Annotated in this window: 19 protein-coding genes and 2 pseudogenes; 6 read left to right on the top strand and 15 right to left on the bottom strand. The window is 62.2% G+C overall.

What is annotated here, in order from left to right; translation table 11 throughout:
* Nucleotides 1-222: 222 nt before the first annotated feature.
* Nucleotides 223-477 carry a DUF1810 family protein gene (locus CTP10_RS41545; protein WP_199414640.1) on the bottom strand — a complete coding sequence of 85 codons (255 nt, stop codon included), beginning with the start codon at nt 475-477 and terminating at the stop codon, nt 223-225.
* Nucleotides 478-514: 37 nt separating this feature from the next.
* Between CTP10_RS41545 and CTP10_RS40920 the strand changes: the two are divergent.
* Nucleotides 515-746: pseudogene (locus CTP10_RS40920) on the top strand (MFS transporter); the annotation flags it as partial.
* A 2-nt stretch (nt 747-748) separates the two neighbouring features.
* Here CTP10_RS40920 and CTP10_RS40915 read toward each other — a convergent pair.
* Complete coding sequence (locus tag CTP10_RS40915; RefSeq protein ID WP_116321279.1) at nt 749-1,342, bottom strand: helix-turn-helix domain-containing protein; 594 nt, start codon at nt 1,340-1,342, stop codon at nt 749-751.
* A gap of 105 nt (nt 1,343-1,447) precedes the next feature.
* Between CTP10_RS40915 and CTP10_RS40910 the strand changes: the two genes are divergently transcribed.
* Both CTP10_RS40910 and CTP10_RS40905 read left to right on the top strand, forming a co-directional pair.
* Nucleotides 1,448-2,320 carry a DUF169 domain-containing protein gene (locus CTP10_RS40910; RefSeq protein WP_116321278.1) on the top strand — a complete coding sequence of 291 codons (873 nt, stop codon included), beginning with the start codon at nt 1,448-1,450 and terminating at the stop codon, nt 2,318-2,320.
* Nucleotides 2,321-2,378: 58 nt separating this feature from the next.
* Entirely contained in the window at nt 2,379-3,929 is a 1,551-nt protein-coding gene (locus tag CTP10_RS40905; protein ID WP_116321277.1) for a long-chain-fatty-acid--CoA ligase, read from the top strand.
* Nucleotides 3,930-4,103: 174 nt separating this feature from the next.
* Here the strand turns inward: CTP10_RS40905 and CTP10_RS40900 are convergent.
* Nucleotides 4,104-4,523: pseudogene (locus CTP10_RS40900) on the bottom strand (spermidine synthase); the annotation flags it as partial.
* Between CTP10_RS40900 and CTP10_RS40895 the strand changes: the two are divergent.
* Nucleotides 4,484-4,672, top strand: a complete 189-nt coding sequence (locus tag CTP10_RS40895) for a ribbon-helix-helix protein, CopG family (protein ID WP_116321373.1) — start codon at nt 4,484-4,486, stop codon at nt 4,670-4,672. The pseudogene CTP10_RS40900 and the gene CTP10_RS40895 sit on opposite strands and share 40 nt — an antisense overlap.
* 248 nt (nt 4,673-4,920) lie before the next feature.
* On the opposite strand, the gene CTP10_RS40890 is transcribed toward CTP10_RS40895, so the two are convergent.
* The 10 genes from CTP10_RS40890 to CTP10_RS40845 all read right to left on the bottom strand — a co-directional run bounded on the left by CTP10_RS40890 (nt 4,921) and on the right by CTP10_RS40845 (nt 15,077).
* Nucleotides 4,921-6,120, bottom strand: coding sequence for an MFS transporter (locus CTP10_RS40890; protein ID WP_116321276.1), 1,200 nt, complete (start codon nt 6,118-6,120; stop codon nt 4,921-4,923).
* Nucleotides 6,121-6,124: 4 nt separating this feature from the next.
* Nucleotides 6,125-7,333 carry an ABC transporter substrate-binding protein gene (locus CTP10_RS40885; RefSeq protein WP_116321275.1) on the bottom strand — a complete coding sequence of 403 codons (1,209 nt, stop codon included), beginning with the start codon at nt 7,331-7,333 and terminating at the stop codon, nt 6,125-6,127.
* A 1-nt stretch (nt 7,334) separates the two neighbouring features.
* Nucleotides 7,335-8,123: a GntR family transcriptional regulator gene (locus CTP10_RS40880; protein WP_116321274.1), complete on the bottom strand. Its 789-nt coding sequence runs from the start codon at nt 8,121-8,123 to the stop codon at nt 7,335-7,337.
* 39 nt (nt 8,124-8,162) lie between these two features.
* On the bottom strand, nt 8,163-10,301 hold the full coding sequence (locus tag CTP10_RS40875) for an acetate--CoA ligase family protein (RefSeq protein ID WP_116321273.1): 2,139 nt from the start codon (nt 10,299-10,301) through the stop codon (nt 8,163-8,165).
* Nucleotides 10,302-10,500: 199 nt separating this feature from the next.
* Nucleotides 10,501-11,262: an enoyl-CoA hydratase/isomerase family protein gene (locus CTP10_RS40870; RefSeq protein ID WP_116321272.1), complete on the bottom strand. Its 762-nt coding sequence runs from the start codon at nt 11,260-11,262 to the stop codon at nt 10,501-10,503.
* A 5-nt stretch (nt 11,263-11,267) separates the two neighbouring features.
* A complete protein-coding gene (locus CTP10_RS40865) occupies nt 11,268-11,990 on the bottom strand; it encodes an ABC transporter ATP-binding protein (protein WP_116321271.1) in 723 nt (240 codons plus the stop codon).
* A complete protein-coding gene (locus CTP10_RS40860) occupies nt 11,987-12,745 on the bottom strand; it encodes an ABC transporter ATP-binding protein (protein WP_116321270.1) in 759 nt (252 codons plus the stop codon). The genes CTP10_RS40865 and CTP10_RS40860 overlap by 4 nt, the downstream gene beginning before the upstream one ends.
* A complete protein-coding gene (locus CTP10_RS40855) occupies nt 12,742-13,749 on the bottom strand; it encodes a branched-chain amino acid ABC transporter permease (RefSeq protein ID WP_271816383.1) in 1,008 nt (335 codons plus the stop codon). The genes CTP10_RS40860 and CTP10_RS40855 overlap by 4 nt, the downstream gene beginning before the upstream one ends.
* Entirely contained in the window at nt 13,746-14,615 is an 870-nt protein-coding gene (locus CTP10_RS40850; protein ID WP_116321268.1) for a branched-chain amino acid ABC transporter permease, read from the bottom strand. The genes CTP10_RS40855 and CTP10_RS40850 overlap by 4 nt, the downstream gene beginning before the upstream one ends.
* Nucleotides 14,616-14,765: 150 nt before the next feature.
* Entirely contained in the window at nt 14,766-15,077 is a 312-nt protein-coding gene (locus CTP10_RS40845; RefSeq protein ID WP_233528218.1) for a hypothetical protein, read from the bottom strand.
* 126 nt (nt 15,078-15,203) lie between these two features.
* Here CTP10_RS40845 and CTP10_RS40840 point away from each other — a divergent pair, with 126 nt between their 5' ends.
* Both CTP10_RS40840 and wrbA read left to right on the top strand, forming a co-directional pair.
* Nucleotides 15,204-16,847 (top strand): ISL3 family transposase, encoded by a 1,644-nt coding sequence (locus tag CTP10_RS40840; RefSeq protein ID WP_116321372.1) that lies wholly within the window; start codon nt 15,204-15,206, stop codon nt 16,845-16,847.
* A gap of 709 nt (nt 16,848-17,556) precedes the next feature.
* The gene (gene wrbA / locus CTP10_RS40835) at nt 17,557-18,291 is read left to right on the top strand and encodes an NAD(P)H:quinone oxidoreductase (protein WP_158577681.1); all 735 of its coding nucleotides are present in this window, start codon (nt 17,557-17,559) and stop codon (nt 18,289-18,291) included.
* Nucleotides 18,292-19,192: 901 nt separating this feature from the next.
* Here wrbA and CTP10_RS40830 read toward each other — a convergent pair.
* Nucleotides 19,193-20,515 (bottom strand): cytochrome P450, encoded by a 1,323-nt coding sequence (locus tag CTP10_RS40830; RefSeq protein WP_116321266.1) that lies wholly within the window; start codon nt 20,513-20,515, stop codon nt 19,193-19,195.
* A complete protein-coding gene (bioB, locus tag CTP10_RS40825) occupies nt 20,512-21,564 on the bottom strand; it encodes a biotin synthase BioB (protein WP_116321265.1) in 1,053 nt (350 codons plus the stop codon). The genes CTP10_RS40830 and bioB overlap by 4 nt, the downstream gene beginning before the upstream one ends.
* Nucleotides 21,565-21,573 lie beyond the last annotated feature (9 nt).

Genomic DNA, 21,573 nt, shown 5'->3' with positions numbered 1-21,573 from the left:
AATGGCCTTTTCCCCCTGGCTAAGGGAACGGGGTAAACGAATGATAGCGGCTGTGGTGACAAAATGCAACCATGTGCCAAAATGACACCACGCCCCGATGTAGCGCGGCAAAGCGTAGCGCGTGAAAGTGCAACCGCTCGCCTGTCAAGGCCCGTGGTGGGGTAAAGGAAGAGTGGGCGCATACATCAGCGCACCGGCTGAGGTAATTGCACGATCGTGAAATTACAGACTGCTCCGGCGCAAGCAACGCTTAACCCGGGTATCGGGATCCGCCAAACAGAGGACTTTCCTTTGTTCTACGATCAGCGATGCCGTATTCGCGCCCATGGCACTATGCCCCAGCGGTCGCCACTGGGGCAGCACATACCAGATCCAGTGCGTGCGCTTGCGGCCTGCGCGCAGTTCGGCGAGGGCCTGGGCGTAGTCGCGCGCCTGGGCTTGAAGGAAGCGGTCGAGCGGATTGAGGGGGGTGCTCATTGCCGCAATCTCGTTATCCGACCCCATTTGTTTTGCATCTGTTCTGGTGCAGTTCTCCACGCCCGAGGAGATACGCGGGCGCGTGAACATGCTGTTCATCTGCTCGCCCAACGATCTGGGCGAGTTCCGCGCCGGCACCAGCGCGGCCTGGCTGGGCGTGGTGCCGGCGGCCATGCTGGGGGCTGTGCACTCTGGCGGGGACGTGGATGGCATGGTTCAGTCCGCTGCGCGACGTCAACCGCTTTGAGGATGCTGAGGTGCCGCGCTGAGTTCAGGGGCTGCAGACCCTGTTTGTCCTCGACTCGTTCACGACGCCCGGAATCCTGCGCCGCACGGCCACGAACAGCACCTCGGCCGTCTCCCCGGCCGCCTTGCAAGCGTGAGGGCGGTCGGTGGGAAAGCGGATCCAGTCACCCTTGCCCAGTTCGACCAAGGCATCGCAGGGCCCCGCCATCACCGCACCGGAGAGCACCAGCAGGCTCTCGGCGCTGCCCGGTTCGTGGGCCGGGGAAGTCACCCCCTGCGCATTGACGGTGGCCGTGAACACGTAGACCAGCTCGGAGCCGTAGAAGGTCGCCAAGGGCCTCAGTTGCATGCCGTCCAACTGGCGCTTGCGCCCCTCTCCGGCCCTGCGCACGTCCACCACCGCTTCCGAGCTTTCGGCAATCAGTTCCGCCAGACGGACGTTCAATGCATCCCCCAGGCGCTGCAAGGTGTCGAGCGTGGGGTTGGCGCGCCCCAGCTCGATGGAGAGCAAGGTGGCCTTGGAAATGCCCGCGAGCTTCGCGACCTGAGAAGCGGACATTTTGCGCTGCTGGCGGTAGCGCTCCACATTGCGGGCAACGGTCTGATTGATATCGGTCATGGTTTGGAGTGAGCTTTGGTAAGGCGAACGCAGGGAAAACCCGCCTTTGATAGGTCATTTTAATGACCAATAATTAATTATATTGACCACCCCACAGGAGAGAGCATGGGCAACGACGTCGCCTTGGTAAGCACACATGGTACCAACGAGCCACCGCCCGCTGGTGCACCGCTGCCTTCCCTGGCCGCCCTGTCCGAACAATTGGAAGCCTTGCTCAAGCTGCGCGTGGCGCCGATCGGCATGCAGTTGCTCGAAACCACCGAGCAGTTGCAGTCCATCCCCCGCCTGCGCCGCCCCACGGCAGTGCACACGATGGATCAGATCGTCGGCCAGGCCAGCCGCCTGGGCTGGACGGTGGGCATCACCGCCGAAGACCTGGTGGGCGACCAGTGCCGCTTCGTCGTCGGCCTGGGCCAGGACGACCCCGCCTGGCACACCGGCCGGCACATGACGGGCGTGTGGTTCGCCACCGTGGAGGACGCCACGCGCCACCAATCGGCCATGCACCGCGTTCCCCAGGGAAGCTACCACGCTCTGGTGGCGGCGCCGCTGCGCAAGTGGAGCGGCACACCGGGCGCGCCCCTGGGCGAGCCGGACATCGCGCTGTTCTACGCCACGCCAGGCGCCATGATGTATTTCATCAACGGGCTCCAATGGAGCGGCTACCGCAGTTTTCAATGGGGGGTGGTGGGCGAATCCTCCTGCGCCGATTCCTGGGGCAGGGCGCTCAAGACCCGAGAGCCTAGCCTGTCCATTCCCTGTTTCGCCGAACGCCGCTACGGCGGCGTGCTCGATGACGAGATGCTGATGGCGCTGACGGTGGCCGACATCGCGAAGGCCCTGGACGGCATGCAGGCCCTAGCGCGCAACGGCCTGCGCTACCCCTTTCCCCAGTACGGTATCCAGATGGACGCACGGGCCGGCATGTCCATCAGCTACCCCCAGCAAACCCCAACCTCGCCGGAGACACCATCATGAATCGCGTGAAACACCCTGTCCCTGGCAAGTTTTCAAGCTGACTGCATTGGAGTTGAAAATGATCGATGGTTTGACAATGGGCTCGATAGTCCGCCGCTCCGCCGAGCAATATCCGCACCGAACCGCCATGATTTTTGGCGAAGAGCGGGTCAGTTTTTCCGAATACAACGCCCGGGTGAACCGGTGCGCCAACGCGCTGGCAAAACTGGGCCTTTCCAAGGGCGAGCATTTCGCCGTATTGGGGAAGAATTCGATCAAATATCTGGAGATGTGCCACGCATCTGCCAAGATAGGAACGGTTTTCGGCCCGCTGAACTGGCGCCTGGCCCCGCAGGAGTTGCAATTCATCATCAAGGATGCCGAAAACAAGGCGCTGCTTATCGACTCCTCTCTCCAAGACCTGGCCGCGCAATTCGTCGATGAACTCGAAGGCGTTCAACTCATCGTCTACAACGGGGCGGTAAAAATAAAAAACGCGCTCCGTTACGAGGAATTGTTATCGAAGGCCCCCAGGGATGAGCCACAGGTCGAGGTAAAAGGCAGCGATGACGCGATCATCATGTACACGTCCGGCACGACCGGACTGCCCAAGGGGGCCGTGCTGACGCACTCCAATGTCTGCTGGGATTCGATTTCCTCGCTGACCTACGTGCCGCCGTATCAGAACGACTGCTTCTTGCTGTCCATGCCCATGAGCCACGTCAGCGGGCTGCACACGCAGACCACCACCTTTCTCGCGCGCGGCCTGCCCATGGTCATCATGGAGCAGTGGGATCCGGAAGAAGCCTGCCGGCTCATCGAAAAGCACCGGGTGACCCTGGCCTACATCCTGGTCACACCATTGATCCAGCTTTTGTCATCCACGGCCCGCAAGAAATACGATCTCAACTCGCTTCGCCGGCTCATATCGGCAGCCGCCAAATACACGCCAGAAATGATTGTCCAAGCCATCGAGGAAATGGGGCTGGACAGCGTGCATTTCATTTATGGACTGACGGAGGCCGCGCCGGCCGTCACCGTGAGCGAATACACGATCCACATGATCTCCAAGCCCAACACGCTGGGGCAGCCCGTCTGGTACAACGACGTAAGAATCGTCGATGACAGCGACACCCCGCTGCCCACTGGGGAAATCGGAGAAATCATCGTACGCGGCCCGAATGTCTTCAAGGGATATTTCAAGCGCCCCGAGGCCAATGAGCAAGTGCTGAAGAACGGCTGGCTGCATACAGGCGACCTGGGGTATTTCGACAAGGACAATCTGCTTTATTTTGTCGACAGAAAAAAGGACATGATCAAGTCCGGCGGTGAGAATGTTTACTCACTGGAAGTCGAACTGGCCCTGCAAAAGGCGGTCAATGAGATTCTGGAGGTGGCCGTCGTCGGCATCCCTGACAACAAATGGGGCGAGGCGGTCACGGCCTTTGTGGTACTCCGGCCGGGCGTCCAGCTTGATGCCGGCCAGGTGATCGCCCGCGCCCGCGAACTGCTCGCTGGCTACAAGCTGCCCAAGCAGGTGGTCTTCCGCACGGAATTGCCCAAGAACGTCTCGGGCAAGGTTCTCAAGCGCAAGCTGCGGGACGAGTATGCCGAGTCAGTCAATAAGTAATTAATATTTCTATTTTAATAAATTTTTTCTTCACGACAATACACCTAGAAGATGCCTCAAAACATGCGATAGTTAATAGAGTCGCTGGAGAAAAAGTATAAGCATTATTTAAAATAATTCAATCGCTTTTATCTAAAATAAGAAATATTTTTCGAATTTTGAAAATCAAATGCTGCGCGCATTCTGGTTCGCGACATATTCGGCGCCATCGGCGCAAACCACCTTGAGTCGTTCATCGTCCGGAGGGATTTGGAACTGCTTGCGCAAGGCGATGACCGCCGGATTGATTTCAATTGCTACAACCTTGGTGTTGGGTAGATGCCGGTAGCAGTATTTGGCAAGTGAACCGCCACCCAAGCGCATCATCGAGATTCTGGTAGGAGTCGGGTGCAACAGCAGGAAGCCCATCATCGTCCGGGTGTAACCCAGCACGAGCTTGTCGGGATCCTTGCGCGACATGAAGCTTTGGGTGGCCAGTGCGTCGAAATGCGGTGACAGCGCGTGCTGGGTTTCCAACACCTGGGGCGTACTGTCGCTGGCCGCCTCGGCCAAGAATTTCAGATTGGCCTCGCAAGACCGCTCGCCTGACCGTATTGATCGACCCGGCGAAGAAGAGGGCCTTCAAGGCGCTCTGTGCCGCCCAGGATCAGACCCCATCTCAAGTTGTTCGCCAGATGATTCGCGACTATTTGCAGCAGTACCAAGTCGAGCCCAGACTGCATGGCCCATCGACAACCCGATGAGCCAGCGAAACAGCAGGCCGAGGGTCAGCCCGAGCGGGCCGCCCTGGTACGCCAACTCGGCACCGTGGGTACGGTGTTGTCCTCGAAGTTCGGAGCGCGAATTGCGCTGGCAGGAAATGCTGCAACACCTGCCTTTCGGCCGTGCCGCATCCGCGGGTGAGATGGCAGATCTCGTCGTGTTTCTTGGTTCCGACAGAGCGTCCTACCTCAGTGGCGGTCGTAGTCGACGCTGACGGAGGGTTCAGTCCTTAACGTGGTTCCTGCCGGTTCCTACGCAGCCGGCGCATGCCAATTAGTCCGAATATCGGCCCCGGCAGCATGATCCATGCCACATGCGACCCTAGTGCCGGAAAGGAACCGGTGGCGATCGGGATCGATACGGTCGTGAGTGCGAAGCCCAGGCAGTTCTGGATGGTGAGCGCGCTACCCAGCAGTTGCGGCGGGCAAGCCTGTACCGACATGGCCGAGAATTGTGGCGAATCGGCAATCACCGCGATACCCCACAGAAGAAGAAGCGCCAGAACCAGCGCTGCAGGCGCATGATCGAGCATCGGATACAGTGCACACATGAGTCCCGAGGTGCCAAGCGCAACCCAGGCTACGCGCGCCGAACCCACGTGCCGGCTTAGCATGCCGCCAGCAATGCTACCCAGCGCGCCTACCCCGATTACCGCAAAAGCCCAGGCGGAGACAGCGGTTGGCGCCGCTGCGGCACCGTGCGTCAGCACCGGTGCCAGCAATAGCGGCACCAACGTCCAGAAGGTGTAGAGTTCCCACATGTGCCCGAAATAGCCGAAGGCAGATGCCCGGAACGCCGGCACGCGGAAGGCCTGCAAAACCCGGGCGCCACCTGGGGGTGGCCCAATACCGCGCAGCTTCGCGTGCGGTCCGTCCCCCAGCAATCCGACCAGCAACGCCCCAAGCAGCGCTAAACAAGACGAGCTAAGCATCACCCACTGCCACGACACCGACGCGCCCAGTGCCCGGATGCCATGCGGCAAAGCTGTCCCGAGCGTGAGCATCCCTACCAGCAGACCCAAACTCTGTCCCGCGCGCAACGGATCCCAGCTGACGACGAGCTTCATACCCAGCGGGTAAATGCCCGCCAGTGCAAGGCCGACGGCGAACCGAAAGGCCATGGCGTCGGCCATCCCTTGGCTGAGCAACGCGAAGCCGGCATTGCAGGTGGCACCGAGCAGGGCACACCCCATGAAGATTCGGCTCGCCGCAAAGCGGTCAGCCAAACCGCTAAGCGCGAACCCCAATGTTCCGGCGATGAAGCCGGCCTGCACAGCGTTGGTAAGCCAGCCGATATCGGCCGTGCTCAGGCCCCACAGCCGCCGCAGGTCGTCGGCTGCGCTGTTGGCACTGAACCAGAGTGAAGTGCCAAACAACTGGGCGATGACGATCCACGTCACCGGCCTGGCTTGGAGCGCTGCGGCGGCCATGGAGTCAGAGTTCCTTGCAGCCGGTGTGGGCCGCGTCAACCTTCACCGTATCCCACGGCAACGGCTCGATCACCTTCCAGCCGACCTTGGCGCCATAGGGCGAGTCCTTCACCGCAACCGTCTCCGAGAAGTAGGTGCCCACGGTGCCCTGGTGGTCCTGTTTGCGAATGGCAAGCTTGCCGACCACCGTGTCCACTGAGGTCTTCTCCAGCGAGGCGATCAGGTCCTTGGGCGACATGGACGGCGACGCGTCCATCGCAGCCAGGGCAAGGCGCATTCCGGCGTACGCCTGAATCGCCTGCGGGCCAGGCACACTATGTAACGTGGCGGTATATGCTTTGACGAAGCGCGCCATTTCCTTGTTCGTACTCTCCGTCGTCCAGGAACCGAACAAGCCAGCGGTTACCAGCTGCGGGACGTCACTGCCGAGTGCGGCAAGCATGGAATCCGGCATGCCCAGCGGCGGCAGCATGAACTGCTTCAGTCCAAAGCTTCGTACCTGACGAATGAAGGCGGGCATGTCGTCGCCTACCGCCAGCGCCAAGTAGATGGCATCGGCGCCGCTGCTCTTGATCTGCGAGATAGCGCTGGACCAGTCAGCCGTGCCCATTGAGCGGCCAGCCTCGCCGACGATCTTGACCCCCGGGATCTTCGCGAACTCTGCCTTGTTGCTCTGGCCCCAGACAACGTCGTGGTAGACAATGAACCACTTTTTCTGAAGCAGCTCGGGCCGCTTTTGCATCAGCACGCGGGTGGCATTCCCCACCATTGCATCGTTCGGGTTGGTGCGGAACACAAACCGGCTGCACTGCGCGCCAGTCACCTGAACCGCCTGAGCATTCGTGGTCACAATGGGAACATTGAGCCGCTCAGCTTGTGCGGCCAGCCCCAGTACCAGAGCACTGGTGGCGCCGCCAACGAGAATGGGGGCCCGGTCCTTGATGACAAGCTTTTGCGCTTTCATCAAGCCGGTGGCGGCGTTGCCCTGGTCGTCCTCAATCACAAGGCGTACCGGCTTGCCTTTGACCGTCGGATGGTCCTTGACGGCCAGTTCGTAGCCGTTTTTCATGTCAATGCCCAGCGGCGCGAGCGCACCGGTGGTCGGAACGATCACACCGATCACCACGTCATCCGCCGCGTTGGCCATCACGGGCAAAAGCGTAGCGCACGTGATTGCAGCGGCGCAGAACGCAAACGTCTTGCTGATTTTCATGTCATCCCCTCTTAATCGAAGTGCCCGCTGCCAGCTTCATCTGCCGGACGGTCTGATTGGCGCCCGCGGTTGCGCTATATGGTGAGCCAGGCGGCTCGTCTTCCGCGATTTCACGGTCCTTGTCGTACACCGCCATGATCCAGCGCCGCGCGGCCTCGTCGGCCTCGCGGCTATCGCCACGCTCGATGGCGGCCAAGACCGCTTCCCAGTTCTCGATCCAGCCGGCGCGGTTGCCCTCGTCGCGCATCACCTTGCGCGTGATCGGTAGCGTCAGCCGACGCAGGGACATCAAGAATTTGCGCGCGTACTGGTTCTGTCCGGCTTCGACGAACTGCAGGTTGAGCCGGAACATCTGCGCGAAGAAGGTGTCAGTGTCCTCTTGCACGCTTGCCTTGAGAGCATTGGTGCTTTCATGCAGTACCTTCAATGTGGCCGCATCGTTTTTCGATGCAGCCTCCGCGGCAATCAGGCCATACAGCACAGCGCGTACATCGAAGGACTCCTTCATGGTCTGCGGCGTCAATACCGCAACTCTGGCGCCCCGGCGCGGCTGAACATCCACCAGCCCTTCGACCTGGAGTTGCTGAAACGCTTCACGCACGGGGCCGCGGCTGACGTTGAAGGCCTCGGCAATCGTCATCTCAATCAGCGGTTGGCCGGGCGCGTACACGCCGCGGATGATGTCATCCGCCAGGCTGTTTGCGATTTGCTCGACCAGCATCAGCGGCACTTTTGCGCCTCGGCCATCAGGCAGGTAGTTGTCGCGCCCTGAATCTTCGTTGTGGGCCATATCAGTCCTTGTCTTCGTTTGCCGCCGCCGCGGCGCTAATCAATGCGGCTTTGTCGAGAGCAAAAGCAGTTTCTGCAATGCCCGGACCGCCCTCGCAGTGGAGGGGAACACCGCGATGCCTTGTTCCAGAAGCTCCACGCGTTTGCGACGCACGAGGTCCTCCTGTGTCGTGTCGCCGGTTGAGCGTAGCGCCACGCACACAGGAGGACCGCTGGAACTGGCGCTGGCAATGCTGGCACAGATGGATTCGATCTCCTTCACACCGTCGGCCTCGCTGTCCGCGAAATCCATGATCGAGCCCATTTCCACATATACCACCACCGCATCGACGGCCGGATCCTTCTTCAATTGGTCCACTATGTCGCCAAAGATGTGCCGCTCGCCTTCTTTCAGCCCCCACACTGGAATGTCAATCGGATTGGCGACGCTGGTGCCCGGCAGCCCGAAACGGCTGAGCGCATGAGCGGTAGCATCCGAGAGGGGCGGCACCTCAAGGCCTGCACGTGCAGCGGCGTCGCAGCACGTCACACTGACACCGCCGCCAGAGCCAAAGATACCAAGGCCTAGTCCGCGCAGGCTGCCATGCGCGCTATGGATGAGGAAAGCGTCCATCAGCTCGTCAACGCTATCGACCTCCAGTACGCCGGACTGCTTCACCGCGGCACGCCACAGGGTCTGGTCCGTGGCCAGCGCGGCGGTATGGCTGCCGGCAGCGACCAACCCTTGCTCCGTCGTGCCGCCCTTGAACAGGATCACCGGCTTGCTAATTTGTCGCGCCAAGCGGAAGAACAGACCGGGGTCACGGATCGACTCACTGTAGAACGCGATCAGTGTGGTGGCCGGATCCGCTTCGCAGAACAGCAGGAAATCCACCAAGTCGAGGTCACTGCAGTTGCCGCAAGAGAGCACCCGTGCCACGGGAACGCCTTGCACCTGGGCGCGTCGCACCACGTCACCCGCGAAGGTGCCGCTTTGGGAAATGAAGCTGATCCCGCGCGTGGCCGTCGGGCAGTATTGTGCCGCACCCATCGCCATGCGGCTCGTCGCGCTGAACGTGCCGATGCAGTTGGGGCCAACCATACGCATGGTACCGTTCGCGAGCACTGCTGCGATCTCACGTTCCAGTGCCTCGCCCTTTGAGGGATCGTCACCTGCTGACCATTCGGAAAAGCCGGCGGTGAGAACCTGTACAACCTTCACGCCTATGTCCTGACACTGGCGCAATGCGTCGGGCACCTGAGCGGCGCCCAGCGCGATATAAGCGCGATCTACTTGTGCCGGCACATCGAGGATCGAGGGGTATGCCGGCAGGTCGCAAATTGTCTTGGCCTTGGGATGAATCGGGTAGATTGGTCCGTGAAAGCCGAAATCCAGCAGGTTCCGGATGCTACGGTAGCCCAGCTTCGTCGTAACAGTTGACGCGCCGATGAAGGCAATGGACTGGGGGTCGAACAATGCCTCGACGCCCTCGAGTCTCGCGCCGCGGCGCGCCGCCGCCTCCGCTACTTGCGTCGCCGACAGGACCCGCGGGCCCAACTCCTTCGCCAGTGGCATGACCACCGCGTCTACTGCCAGGCAGCCGCTAGGGCCGACGATCACCGGATTGATATCGACGTCCCCGACTTCGCCGCGCAAGATCAGCCCATCCGGACCTGCCACCGCCAAAAGGCAAGAGCGCAGCGCCGCCCGAGCATCCGGGTCGAGCGGTATGCGCCCGGGCGGAAACGCCTCGTCAATCAACGCGGAGGCGGCGCGCTCGGTAAGCGGGGCCAGTGCCGCGGCGGGAGCAGCTTTCTGCTCCACGCCCGTGCCCCCGGAACCCAGCAACACCACGGCGCCATAGTCGCGGTCCACCCGAGCCCCGATGAAAACCTCCAGTCCCTCCGGCACGCGCTCTTCGACCAGTACGCCGTCGAGGCGCGCCTGTGGCGATGAAGCCCTGCACGCATTCAGGATGTCGTCGAAGGCTTGTCCCACCTCCGCCAGGGGCACCCCTACGCGCACACCCCCGGCGGCCGCCTTGTGCACAATGTCGGGTGATACCACTTTCATCACCACGGGCCGCTCAAGCGCTCGCGCCGCTTGTATCGCCTCAGCCGCAGAGGTGGCCAATTGCGGTCGAGTGGTTGCGATCCCGCAGGCGCGCAGCAGTTTTTTTGATTCAATCTCGTTCTTCATGGTGTCCGTTCGAAGGTAACTAGGTTTAGCGAGCAGGGCGCACGTCAGATCAGGATCTTGCCTCACTGGAACCAATGCAGCGGCTCCGGCGTTTGCCCACGGCACCGCGGCAGCGGACACCGGATGGAGACGGCGCGGCGGCAACTCGACCCTGGCAAAGAGGAGATCCTCATTGACATCTGTTCGGACGAGAGCGGGTCTATTGGAAACGTGGCGCACGCTTCTCGAGAAAGGCGCGGATGCCTTCGCTTGCATCGGGTGCGCGCTGCAGTTCGGCACTTGCGCTCCATTCGTGCTCACGCGCCGCGTCGGCGCCGGCGTACAGCCCTGTCTCGAGGCCAGTCTTTACCTCCCAGACGACGCCGGCCGAATGACGCGTGATCTCGCCGGCCATGGCCAGCGCAACGTTAAGCGCACCACCTTGCGGCGCGGCACGGCTGGCAAAGCCGAGGCGCAGTGCCTCTTCAGCTTTCATCTCGCGGCAGGTCACCAGCAGTTCGTGTGCCACCGGGCGCGGTAGCAGTGCCGGGAGCCGGCTTAGCTGTCCGCCAATCGGCAGCAAGCCAATGCGGGCGCCTGGCGCGGCAAAGCTGGCATTGGCCGCGCATACGCGAAAGTCGCAATTCAGGGCCAGGATGAACCCGGCAGCGAGCGCGTATCCATTGACGGCGGCGATCGTGGGCGTGCGCATGCGCGCAGGCATGAGGAAAGGCTCGTTAAGCGAAGCATCCGAGGCCTGGTCCTGATGCGTGAGCATCTCCTTCAGGTCATGGCCGCTGGAGAACGCGACATCGCCCTCACCAGTGATCACGACGCATTTCACAGCAGGGTCGCGCTCGGCTGCGTCGAGATGGCGTCCCAGCGCCTGTGTCATCTCATGCGTGAAGGCATTGCGCTTGGTCGGGTTGTCGATCGTGAGCACGGCGATGCCGTCGCGCAGTTCGAGTCGGATGGCAGGCATCAGAGTCACTCCACAGTGAGTCGCTTTTCCAGGGAAGCCGGGTCAGCGAGCACGCGTTCACGCGTCTCGCTGAAGACGATATGGCCGCTCTCGATGACCTGGAAGTGGTCGCCGACGGCGGTGGCCAGCGCCAGGCTCTGCTCCACCAGCAGTACGCCAATGCCGCGCTCACGCATCTCGAGGATGGCGTCATGGATCGCTCCCACGTAATTCGGAGCCAGCCCCTCGGTGGGCTCATCGAGTAGGATGTAGCGTGGGTTGGCCACCATCGCGCGCGCCACTACCAGCATCTGCTGCTCCCCGCCGCTTAGCGTGCCGGCCAGTTGGTCCATGCGCTCTGCCAGGCGAGGGAACAGCCGCGTGGCGTCGTCAATGGTGAATGGCTGTGAGCCTTCCGTAGCGGGCTGGCGCGCTACCTCCAGGTTGTCGCGCACGCTGAGGCTGGCAAATACCTTGCGGTCTTCCGGCACCAGCGTGACCCCGGCTCGCGCGCGGCGGTGCGTCGAACCTTGCAGGGGGCGACCGTCGCACACGATCTGTCCTTCCTGGCGGTCAACCAGACCGAGGATGGCACGCAGCGTGGTGGTCTTGCCCATGCCGTTCAAGCCCAGGAGGCAACTTACCTCGCCGCGCCGCACACGCATCGATACGCCATGGAGGATGTGGCTACTGCCATAGGAAGCCGACAACTGGTCGAGTCTCAGTTCGCGGTTAGTGATGCCGTTCATGATGCAAAGCTCCCGTGCAGGTACGCGCTCTTGACCGCAGCACTTTCCCGAATGACCCTCGGCGGGCCGTCGGCGATCACCTTGCCGTTTTGCATCACGGTGATCGCATCGGACAGCGCCATCACCATGCCGACGTCGTGCTCTACCAGCACGATCGTCAAGCCCATTTCGTCGCGCAGTTTCAGAATCAGCTCGCCAATGCCATGCCGGTCGCCCTTGGACATTCCAGCCAGGGGCTCGTCCATCAGGATCAACCTCGGCTTGAGCGCCAGCCCGATGGCCACGTCGAGCGCGCGCTGCGAGCCGTGGGCCAGTTGCTTGGCAGTGAGGGCCGCCTTATCGGCCAGGCCGACGCTGCGAAGGTGCTGATGGGCTTCGGCAGCAATCTCGTCTTCATCGGCACGGGAACACCGTACGCTGAAGTTCAGTCTGCGGCTTGAGCGAATCGCCAGCGCAACGTTCTCGCACAGCGTCAGTTCAAGAAAGACGCTGGTGCGCTGGAAGGTGCGAACGATGCCGCGGCCCGCGAGGCGTTCGGGCGTCCAGCCGGTGACATCGCTGCCGTCGAACGACACGCGGCCGGATGCCGGCGGGATCGCGCCAGTGATCAGGTTGAACAACGTGGTCTTGCCGGCGCCGTTTGGCCCCAGGATGGCATGGATGGTTCGCGGCATGACGCTCAGCGAAACGTCTTGCACCGCCTTCAGGCCACCGAAGTGTCGGGACAGGCCAGTGGTTTGCAACAGCGCGCTCATCGTCCCGCTCCCTTATCTGCTCGTCCGACCCGCGTCGCCCACAACGGCCGCAGCAATCCGTACAACCCGCCCGGCGCCACCAGTACGATCACCACGAACAACGCGCCGAAGTACACCAGCCACGCGTCGGTGATACTGCTGATCGCGTGCTCGGCAAAGGTGAAGGCCACCGCGCCTAGCGCGGGCCCCACCACGCTGCCAACACCGCCCAGTACGACGTACATCAGAATCTTGCCGCTCTGGAACCAGTGCAGCGATTCCGGCGTGACAGCGCCGTTGAACAGGACGAACAACGCGCCCGCTATCGAAGCCAGAATGGCCGAGATGACGTAGGCGGTGAGCTTCAGGCGGAACACGTCGATGCCGATGAAGCGCGCGCGCTCGGGGTTGTCACGCAACCCCAGCCAGGCTTTACCCAGCGGCGTGGCACGCAGGTAAATCACGCCCGCTACCATGGCCACCAGCACCGCCAGCAAAAGCCAGTACCAGGTGTTTTGGCCAACTATCTTCAGTCCGAACAGCGTGGGGGAGGGCACCCCCTGCAGGCCGTCCTCGCCCCCGGTGATACCGGCCGCCACAAACACCAGCGAGTACAGTACCTGGCACAACGCCAACGTCAGGATGGCAAAGGCCTTGCCGACTTGGCGCAGGAAGATCAGTCCAACGCCGGTAGCGAACAGCAACGCCACCAGTGCCGCCATCAGCAGCAACAACAGCAGATCGGCAGTCACCCCGCGCGCCAGCAGTCCCGCAGCGTAGGCGCCCAGGCCGAACCAGGCGGCATGACCGAAGGACAGCAGGCCGGTATTGCCCGTCAGCATGTCCAGGCTCACCGCCAGCATGGCGGCGATGAACGCGTGCGAGAACAGCACGATGACAAAGGGCTGCTCGGTGAGCCACAGGGGCAGAAGCGCGGCAGCGATGACCACCAGCACCGCAGCAACGGACACCAGGTTGATGCGGCGCGGCGGCAGCCCGACTGGTAGAGACGAGGTCCTCATCATTCTGTCCTCCCTTCGCCAAACAGGCCACGCGGCCAGCGAACCAGCATGGCCATAAGGATTATGAACAGCAGCATCATTGCCGCGTGGCCGCCGGTGAAGGCCTCGCCAAACACGACCACGAGCCCCACCAGGTATGCCGATACCACGGCGCCTCGAAAGCTGCCCAGCCCGCCGAGAATGACGGTCATAAACGACAGGATCAGCATCTTGTCGCCAACAGTTGCGTAGGCATTCAAGATCGGCGCGGATGCCGCCCCCGCGATGCCAACGAGCGCCGCGCTCACGCCAACCACTGAATGCATCAGCACGTTGCGATCAATACCCAGGCATGCGGCCATTTCGCCGTTGTCATTCGCGGCCCGCACGCGCAGTCCCCACCGGGTTGTTTTCAAGACCAGCATCAAGGCGGCAGCCAGCGCGATTGACAATAGCGAGGCAAAGACCCGATACACCGGCAACGACACGCTGCCCATCTCCAACGTTCCGGCCAGCGCTGTAGGCGGCACCAGCACCTGGATGTCCCGGCCGCCCGCCTCGTACAGCAGTCCGGTAATTAGCATGGCCAGGCCAAAGGTCAGAAGAAGACCGTCCATCATGGGGCGGTGACGGATGCGCGAGAACAGAGCCCAGTCCATCGCCACGCCGACAGCGCCGACTGCCAGCGCCGTGAGCGGGAGCACCCACCACAGGGGTAAGCCCTTCGCCACCAGCCAGACGCCTGCCATGGCACCGATGCTGTAGAGGGCGCCGTGGGCGAAGTTGATGATTCGCCCGACGCCGTAGATCAGCGTCAGCCCCAGGCTGGACAGCAACAGGATCGATCCGAAGACCACCCCGTTTAACAAGAGTGATAACAAAAGCACCATCTTTCTCCCCGGACTGGTAAATTGTTAACAATCGACTGTTAACTGATTATAGGCGTGCAATGGCTTTCTAGAAGATAGGGATACTGCCTATGGGGTTTACCTTGTGGGCAGCATGGAGGCTCAAAGATCACGAAGCATGTTGCGTTGCACCTAGCCCTGCCTGGCGGCCAACTGTGAGAGGCCGGACAGGTGTTCGAGTGCCATGCGGTGTTTGAGACGCATAAACGCCTCCTCGAGGCGCCAGCGCTGGTGATAGAGATCGCGGAAGGCGGCAGCCGGGTAGCGGTGCATGTCGAGCAGATTGGTGATGAGCACGCGCACCTTACCGGCTGGCGAGATCTGTCGGATCAGCCGGACGGTCTGCGGGGTAGCCGCACACTCATAGTCGCGCGCGTCATTGCGGGCTGGAGCCGGGAGTGTGACGATGGCCTCGTCGCGGCCGGAGCGGACGAAGTGTCGCACGGGCGGTAAAGCCGCTGCCGTCGGCGCGCATGCAGAAGGGGATTTTTCGGGATCTCCCGCACTTTGTGTGACGACCGCGTCAAGGGCTTGATTTCGGGCCGATCTGGCTTTACGTTGATCGTTACCATGAGCCACGTTCTCGGTGGGATCGATCGTATTCTCGCCCGTGTGGGTAAGCGCTTCATCTCCAGCGATGCGCGAGGGGATACCATTACCGTCGAAGCCTGCAGTACGGTTCGCGCGGCACCGTGTCCTGCCTGCCATCGTTGGAGTAATCGACGCCACGGCAGCTATGTGCGCAGGCTGGAAGAACGTCCGATGCTCGAACAGCGGGTCGTTCTCGCCGTTGAGGTGCGTCGCTTCAAGTGTGCAAACGCCGGCTGCCCGCGTCGTACCTTTGCCGAGAACATCCACGCCTTAGCCGGTCCGCATCAACGTTGTACGCGATCGCAGGCTCGGGCGTTGCACGCGCTGGGCCATGCCCTCGGTGGTGAGGCGGCAGCCAGGCTTGCTAACGTCCTGGGCTTGCGCACCAGTGCCGACACCGTGCTGCGGGAGTTGCGCAGAGCTCCTGAGCGCAAGCGCAAACCACGACCGCGGGTCGTCGGCATCGATGACTGGGCGATCGCGCGCGGTCACCAGTACGGAACGATCATCGTCGACCTGGAGCGGCGTGAGCCTATCGAAGTGTTCGCCGGCAGGGAAGGAACTGCGGTGGCCGCGTGGATGCGTGCGCACCCATCGATCGAGATCGTCGCCAGGGACCGGGCTGGGGCCTACTCCGAGGCGGTCGACATCGCGCTGCCGGCAGCCACGCAAATCTCGGATCGCTGGCATCTACTGTGCAATCTGCGCGACAACGTTGAGAGACTGCTGTGCCGACTCGGACCGCAACTGCGCCAAGCCGCGCAGCAAGTCGAGGTCGGTGGCGTGACCCTGGGACGGCAGCGGGAGCTGAGCCGCAACTCACTGTGGTCATGGCAGCGTCTGAGCGATCAGCGACGCGCCTCGCGGGTGGCGCTGTACGAGCGGGTTATGGCGCTACACGCCCAGGGCGCCACGATGAAAGGAATCGGACGCGAGCTCTCAATCGACCATCGAAGCGTGCGCAACTTCATCACCGCGGGGGCATTCCCCGAGCGCGCCCCCAGGGCGCGGGGTCCGACGCCTTTAGATCCTTATCTCGGCTATATCGAGGAACGAATCGCACAGGGCTGTCGCTTTCCTGAACTGATCTGGCAGGAACTCAAGCAGCGAGGATATACGGGCAGTCGCGCCGCCGTTCGGAATTGCGTGATTCGCCTCCTTTTTCCGCAGGGCAAGAAGCCTCCTTTCCAGGCACCCGTGCGCACGATGCCGTGCCCGTCGGCCCGGCGCGTGTTCGGATGGCTTATCCGATGGAGGAAGCTCGCGGTCGCGGAGCCAAAAAGCGCGGACCACGAGCGCTTCGTGCAGGCGCTGTGCAAGATCGAACCCGTGGTGGGCGAGGTCCGCAGCCTCGCGCGGGAGTTTCTTGGGCTCATGCACAGGCGAAGTCCGCGGCAGTTCGATCGATGGTTGAAGCGTTTGTCGCGCTGCGACGCTTTGGAAATGCGGAGGTTCGCGCAAAGCCTGCGCGCCGACTTACCGGCTGTGCGGGCGGCCTTCAAGCTGCCATGGAGCAATGGGCAGACCGAAGGGCACGTCAACCGGCTCAAGTTCCTCAAGCGCCAGATGTATGGCCGCGCGAACATCGAGCTTCTGCGGCTGCGGGTATTGAAGCCAAACTGATAGACCTGCCTTGTCCTGCATGACACGCTAGTCCGATCGCTCGCAGGCGGGTGAGCTCGCGCGGCCGGCATGATGCTGGCGGGCTCCTACGTTCGTCAACAAGAAGAATGGTGGTGGGCGGTGGAGACGACGGCCGCTCCGCGCTACAACATCCTCCACGCCAGCGCGCCCTCGTCACACAAAGTGCGGAAGACCTAACATTGCTTTGTTCTACCGTGAAGCAGTCATCGAGCCAGCCTGGTTCGGCATCCGCTATCAGGCCATGGACGAGTTCGCGCTACACCAGGGGCTGACCACCTGCGGCAGGCGACATAGCGCTGCCATCGCGCACCGCGATGGCAGCTTCACCAATCGCTGCTTTACGGACTGCGCGGCATCTTTCAATCTGTGTCATTTCCTTCCCCCGTTTCTCGCCGCGCGTCTGCGTCAGCCATCGTGTCGTCCGATGGGGGGCCACGCGAACCGGCCGGCCATCTTCGGTCATTCGATTCCGGGAATAAAGTGAATACGGGCTATGGAATGGCGGAAATGACGTGGTTTTATTATCGTAAAGACGATTAAGGAGACGTGAAAATTCCAGTGAGCAGACCATATACCGGCGGCGCTCTGATTCAACGCGACCTTGGATGGATCTGGTCACCACCGGCAATGAAATCACATCGGCGGGATACTGATTTTTTCCCTGCTGCCTTTTCCATTGAGACCGACATTGAACGAAAGCCTTACACAAGCGGCAGTTGGCGGGGTTGAACATCGTTCCGCCATCCGCGTACTGGTCATTTTTCACTCGTGGTCCGGAAATACGCTGTCGCTTGCCCAGGCAGTCGCAGAGGGAGCAAGGAGCGAATCCTGCGCAACGGTCAGCATCCGCCGAGTCTCCGAGATACGGAATGAACAGGAGCTGATGTTGGACCGACGATTCGGCCAGCAGTTTGCAGCAGCGTGCGCATATCCGGTCGTGACGGTGGATGAAGTGCTGGACGCGGACGTGATCATCCTTGGCTGCCCGACGCGCATGGGGACGCTCTCGGCCGAGATGAAACGCTTCATCGACGGGCTGGGACCGATATGGAGCGACGGGGCATTGGCCAACAAGGTCGGCGCAGCCTTTACCACGGCGTCGACGCCTCACGGTGGCCAGGAAATGACGCTGTTGTCTCTGGTGGTTGCGATGAGCCATCTTGGCATGATCGTGGCCTGCCCGGGCTACACCGCCGACATCTTCGAAGTTGCGGGATCTCCCTACGGAGCAAGCTCGACGTCGAAGGTCGACGGCATTCGCACCAGGCCACGGCCCGCGGATCTTGCCGCGGCCGCCGCGCTCGGGAATCGATCGGCTTGCGTGGGGGCATGGGTACGCCGCGGGCGGCAGAGGGGAAAGACTTTAACTGAAGGAGAGAGACAAGATGTCGACACAAGAAGCAACGCTGGTGAACGTGTATAGCCCGATCGGGCATCGGGATGTCCGGACGGACAATGCATTTGGATTGAACCGCATCCATCAGCGTGATATTGCGTGTGGGCAATGCGAAATGATCGAGTTACCCGGTTGAACTCAAGCTGCTCATGCCGGGTTTCAACTGGCTTCGCCTGGGCGCGGTGGTCGCACACGCGCTCAATGGCTACCACAGCCCGCTGCCGGCAGGCTCTTCCATTTCCGTACACACGCGCCATGCCGGGCGCATGTGCTTCGAAGGTCCAGAGCTGGTCCCGATGTGCGGCGCGATGTTGGGGTCGTCCTTGCGGATGATCATCGACCCATCGTCGGTCTCGGCACCAGACGAAGCCGTTAGCCGAACTTAAAATGCAATTAATCGCCAAGCTTCGCTTGCAACCATCAGTCGTTTGCTGGCATGAGGTTGTTCCCCGTCGCCCTCGGCATAGCATGCGCACGATTGGCATCTTCCCTCGGACGCGCGCAGCCTCTTGGGGCGCCAGATCCACCCGCGATGCGCCTTCGATGAGGCAAGCCCAGTAGGGGTGCCGCGGCATCAGGTCCGGATGCCCCGCGCAATTCGGTCTCGCTTAGGGAGACGTTTAGGCCGTCCTGACCGCGGCTCTCCAACTCCAATTCGAAGCTGTGGATGATAGCTGCCTGTAGCGATTCCGGAAGCGGCGATGGAAATGGGCGGCGACATACAAGGCGTTGCAAGCCCAGACTTCTTCGCCGTCCGGGTTGCAGGATCGTTAGGCGGCAATCTCCATTGAGAACCTTGCGAGGTTCCAGCGAGGCGAATCATAAATTAACGTCGTCGATCCGAGAACCGGCTATTGACGCGCTCCCCGAGGCGGCCTCAAGCGGGTCGCCTCCCGGGCAGCGCATCGTATTGCCTGATCGATGTAGTTCACCGCTCCAGTCCGACGGCACGATTGTTCCACACCCGCAGGCTGATGAGCCCACGATAGACCGGGTTCCCGTTCCAGTGGGGGTCCGCATCCACCAGTGTCAGATCGGGCAGCCTGGTAAGCAGGCTGCGGAAGACGATTTCCGCCTCCATCAGCGTTAGCGCGGCCCCGATGCAGAAATGCGCGCCATGACCGAAGGAAAGGTGCGAGCCCTCACGCCGTGTGATGTCCAATGTGTCGGGGTCGCTGTAGCGCGATGGATCGCGGTTGGCGGCTCCGATCAACGGCACAATCAGGTCACCGCGCCGGAGCTGTTTCCCGTGCAAGATGATATCCGCTGTGACGCGTCGGCCGGTATATTGAACCGGGCTTTCGTAGCGCAGCAGTTCGCGAAGGGCGTTTGGCACAAGCTCGGGTGCCTGTTGCAGGCGCTGCCACTGCTGCGGATGGCTGAGCAAGGCATGTAGTCCATTACCGAGAAGGTTGCGCGTCGTCTCGTGCCCGGCGAACAGCAGCATGGCACATTGCGCCAGCAGTTCGGCCCCGGTTTCGATCGTTCCTTCAGCCTCGGCCTGCAGCAGGTGGCTTATCAGGTCCCGCTGTTGGGGTTGCTGGTAAGTCGGGCACGAGGCCTGCGTTCTGCGGCGCGCCAGCATGGCTTCGAAGGCGGCGCTCATCTTTAGCAGGCTCGCTTGCGCACGCCGCTTTAGCGCCAGGTCTGGATCCGGCGAGCCGATAAATGCGGCCAGGTCTTCTGACCAAGCCAGAAAGCCCGGTTGCTCGTTGACGTCCATGCCCAGCAACGTCGCGATCACCATCGCGGGCAGCGGCCTGGCCACCGCCGCCATGAAATCGAACTGGTGTTCCTGCGCAATCCGGTCCATCAGTAGCGCGATCATTTGCTCGATGGTGCCGGCGAAAGCGCGCAGGGCTGCGGGCCGGAAGCCTGCATTGAGCACCTGGCGCAGGCGCGTGTGGTCGGGCGCGTCGAGGAACAGCATGGCCCGGCTGAACAGGCGCTGGAAGGGGCACAGCGCCTGGCGCTCGTCCTCGCTGTTACGCATGACCCAGCCGCCCGTGCGGCGCGCTGAGTAGAGCGGATCGCGCAGCACGACTTCCATGTCCTCGTGCCTAGTTAGCAGCCAGGCTCCACCAAAGAATTCTTCGCTCCAGTGAATGGGGCCGGCGGCCCGCAATGCGTGGTAGGCGGGATACGGGTCGCGCAGGAAGCTGGCATCGACGAAGGCGTCGCAAGGCGCGCGGTCGTCCTGCGATGCCACCGACCGCGCCCTGGCGCGTTCAGACAGAACGGCGGCCGTCATCCTGCGTCGCCTTCAGTGCGGATGCCGAGGCGTTCGAGCAGGGCGCGGTCGCGGTCGGCCTGGGGGTTGCTGGTGGTGAGTAGCTTGTCGCCGTAGAAGATGGAGTTGGCGCCGGCCACGAGGCAAAGTGCTTGCAACGCGTCGTCCATCTGCTCACGTCCCGCGGACAGCCGAACCATGGCGCGCGGCATGGTAATGCGAGCCACTGCAATGGTACGGATGAATTCGAAGGGATCGATCGGAGGAGTGCCGGCGAGGGGCGTGCCTTCCACCGCAACCAGGTTGTTGATCGGCACCGACTCCGGATAAGGCTCCAAATTGGCGAGTTGCGCAATGAGCCCGGCGCGGGCTTCGCGGGATTCGCCCATGCCGACGATGCCGCCACAGCAGACATTGATGCCAGCGTCGCGCACATGGCCGATGGTGTCCAACCTATCCTGGTACGTGCGAGTGCCGATGATCTTTCCGTAAAACTCGGGCGCCGTATCCAAATTGTGGTTGTAATAATCGAGGCCCGCTTCCTTCAAGCGCTGCGCCTGTTCCGCCTTCAACATGCCAAGCGTGACGCAGGTCTCCATGCCCATCGCCTTGACCTCGCGCACCATCTCCATCACCGGCTCCAGGTGACGGTCCTTGGGGCTGCGCCAGGCGGCCCCCATGCAGAAGCGCGTGGCGCCGTTGGCCTTGGCGGCGCGCGCGGCCTCCAGCACCTCGTCCAGCGCCATCAGCTTCTCGGCCTTGACGCCGGCATCGTGATGCGCACTCTGTGGGCAATAGCCGCAGTCCTCTTCGCACCCTCCGGTCTTGATTGAGAGCAGGGTCGACAGCTGCACCGTGTTGGCGTCGAAATGTTCGCGGTGCACTTGCTGGGCCCGGAAGAGCAGGTCGTTGAAAGGCAGCGCGAAGAGTTCGCCGACCTGGGCCACACTCCAGCGCCCGGCGGGCTCCTGAGCTGTGGTCGGGCGGCGCACGGCGTTGCGCAGGGTTTCGACATCTATGGTAGCGATTGTGGCATCGTTCGCGGTGGAGGCGTCGGCGATCATGGTCATGTCTGAGTC

This window comes from Cupriavidus sp. P-10 (assembly GCF_003402535.2).
Taxonomy (GTDB): Bacteria; Pseudomonadota; Gammaproteobacteria; order Burkholderiales; family Burkholderiaceae; genus Cupriavidus.
The sequence above is the reverse complement of the archived record's forward strand: the minus strand, read 5'-3'. Positions and strand labels throughout refer to the sequence as shown.

Excerpts from the sequence above, each read along its gene's own strand:
- CTP10_RS40915 (WP_116321279.1), bottom strand. The coding sequence starts at position 1,342 with ATGACCGATATCAATCAGACCGTTGCCCGCAATGTGGAGCGCTACCGC.
- CTP10_RS40910 (WP_116321278.1), top strand. The coding sequence starts at position 1,448 with ATGGGCAACGACGTCGCCTTGGTAAGCACACATGGTACCAACGAGCCA.
- CTP10_RS40885 (WP_116321275.1), bottom strand. The coding sequence starts at position 7,333 with ATGAAAATCAGCAAGACGTTTGCGTTCTGCGCCGCTGCAATCACGTGC.
- CTP10_RS40850 (WP_116321268.1), bottom strand. The coding sequence starts at position 14,615 with ATGGTGCTTTTGTTATCACTCTTGTTAAACGGGGTGGTCTTCGGATCG.
- CTP10_RS40880 (WP_116321274.1), bottom strand. The coding sequence starts at position 8,123 with ATGGCCCACAACGAAGATTCAGGGCGCGACAACTACCTGCCTGATGGC.
- CTP10_RS40830 (WP_116321266.1), bottom strand. The coding sequence starts at position 20,515 with ATGACGGCCGCCGTTCTGTCTGAACGCGCCAGGGCGCGGTCGGTGGCA.
- CTP10_RS40905 (WP_116321277.1), top strand. The coding sequence starts at position 2,379 with ATGATCGATGGTTTGACAATGGGCTCGATAGTCCGCCGCTCCGCCGAG.
- bioB (WP_116321265.1), bottom strand. The coding sequence starts at position 21,564 with ATGACCATGATCGCCGACGCCTCCACCGCGAACGATGCCACAATCGCT.
- CTP10_RS40890 (WP_116321276.1), bottom strand. The coding sequence starts at position 6,120 with ATGGCCGCCGCAGCGCTCCAAGCCAGGCCGGTGACGTGGATCGTCATC.
- CTP10_RS40855 (WP_271816383.1), bottom strand. The coding sequence starts at position 13,749 with ATGATGAGGACCTCGTCTCTACCAGTCGGGCTGCCGCCGCGCCGCATC.
- CTP10_RS40875 (WP_116321273.1), bottom strand. The coding sequence starts at position 10,301 with ATGAAGAACGAGATTGAATCAAAAAAACTGCTGCGCGCCTGCGGGATC.
- CTP10_RS41545 (WP_199414640.1), bottom strand. The coding sequence starts at position 477 with ATGAGCACCCCCCTCAATCCGCTCGACCGCTTCCTTCAAGCCCAGGCG.
- CTP10_RS40870 (WP_116321272.1), bottom strand. The coding sequence starts at position 11,262 with ATGCCTGCCATCCGACTCGAACTGCGCGACGGCATCGCCGTGCTCACG.
- CTP10_RS40860 (WP_116321270.1), bottom strand. The coding sequence starts at position 12,745 with ATGAGCGCGCTGTTGCAAACCACTGGCCTGTCCCGACACTTCGGTGGC.
- CTP10_RS40840 (WP_116321372.1), top strand. The coding sequence starts at position 15,204 with ATGAGCCACGTTCTCGGTGGGATCGATCGTATTCTCGCCCGTGTGGGT.
- CTP10_RS40865 (WP_116321271.1), bottom strand. The coding sequence starts at position 11,990 with ATGAACGGCATCACTAACCGCGAACTGAGACTCGACCAGTTGTCGGCT.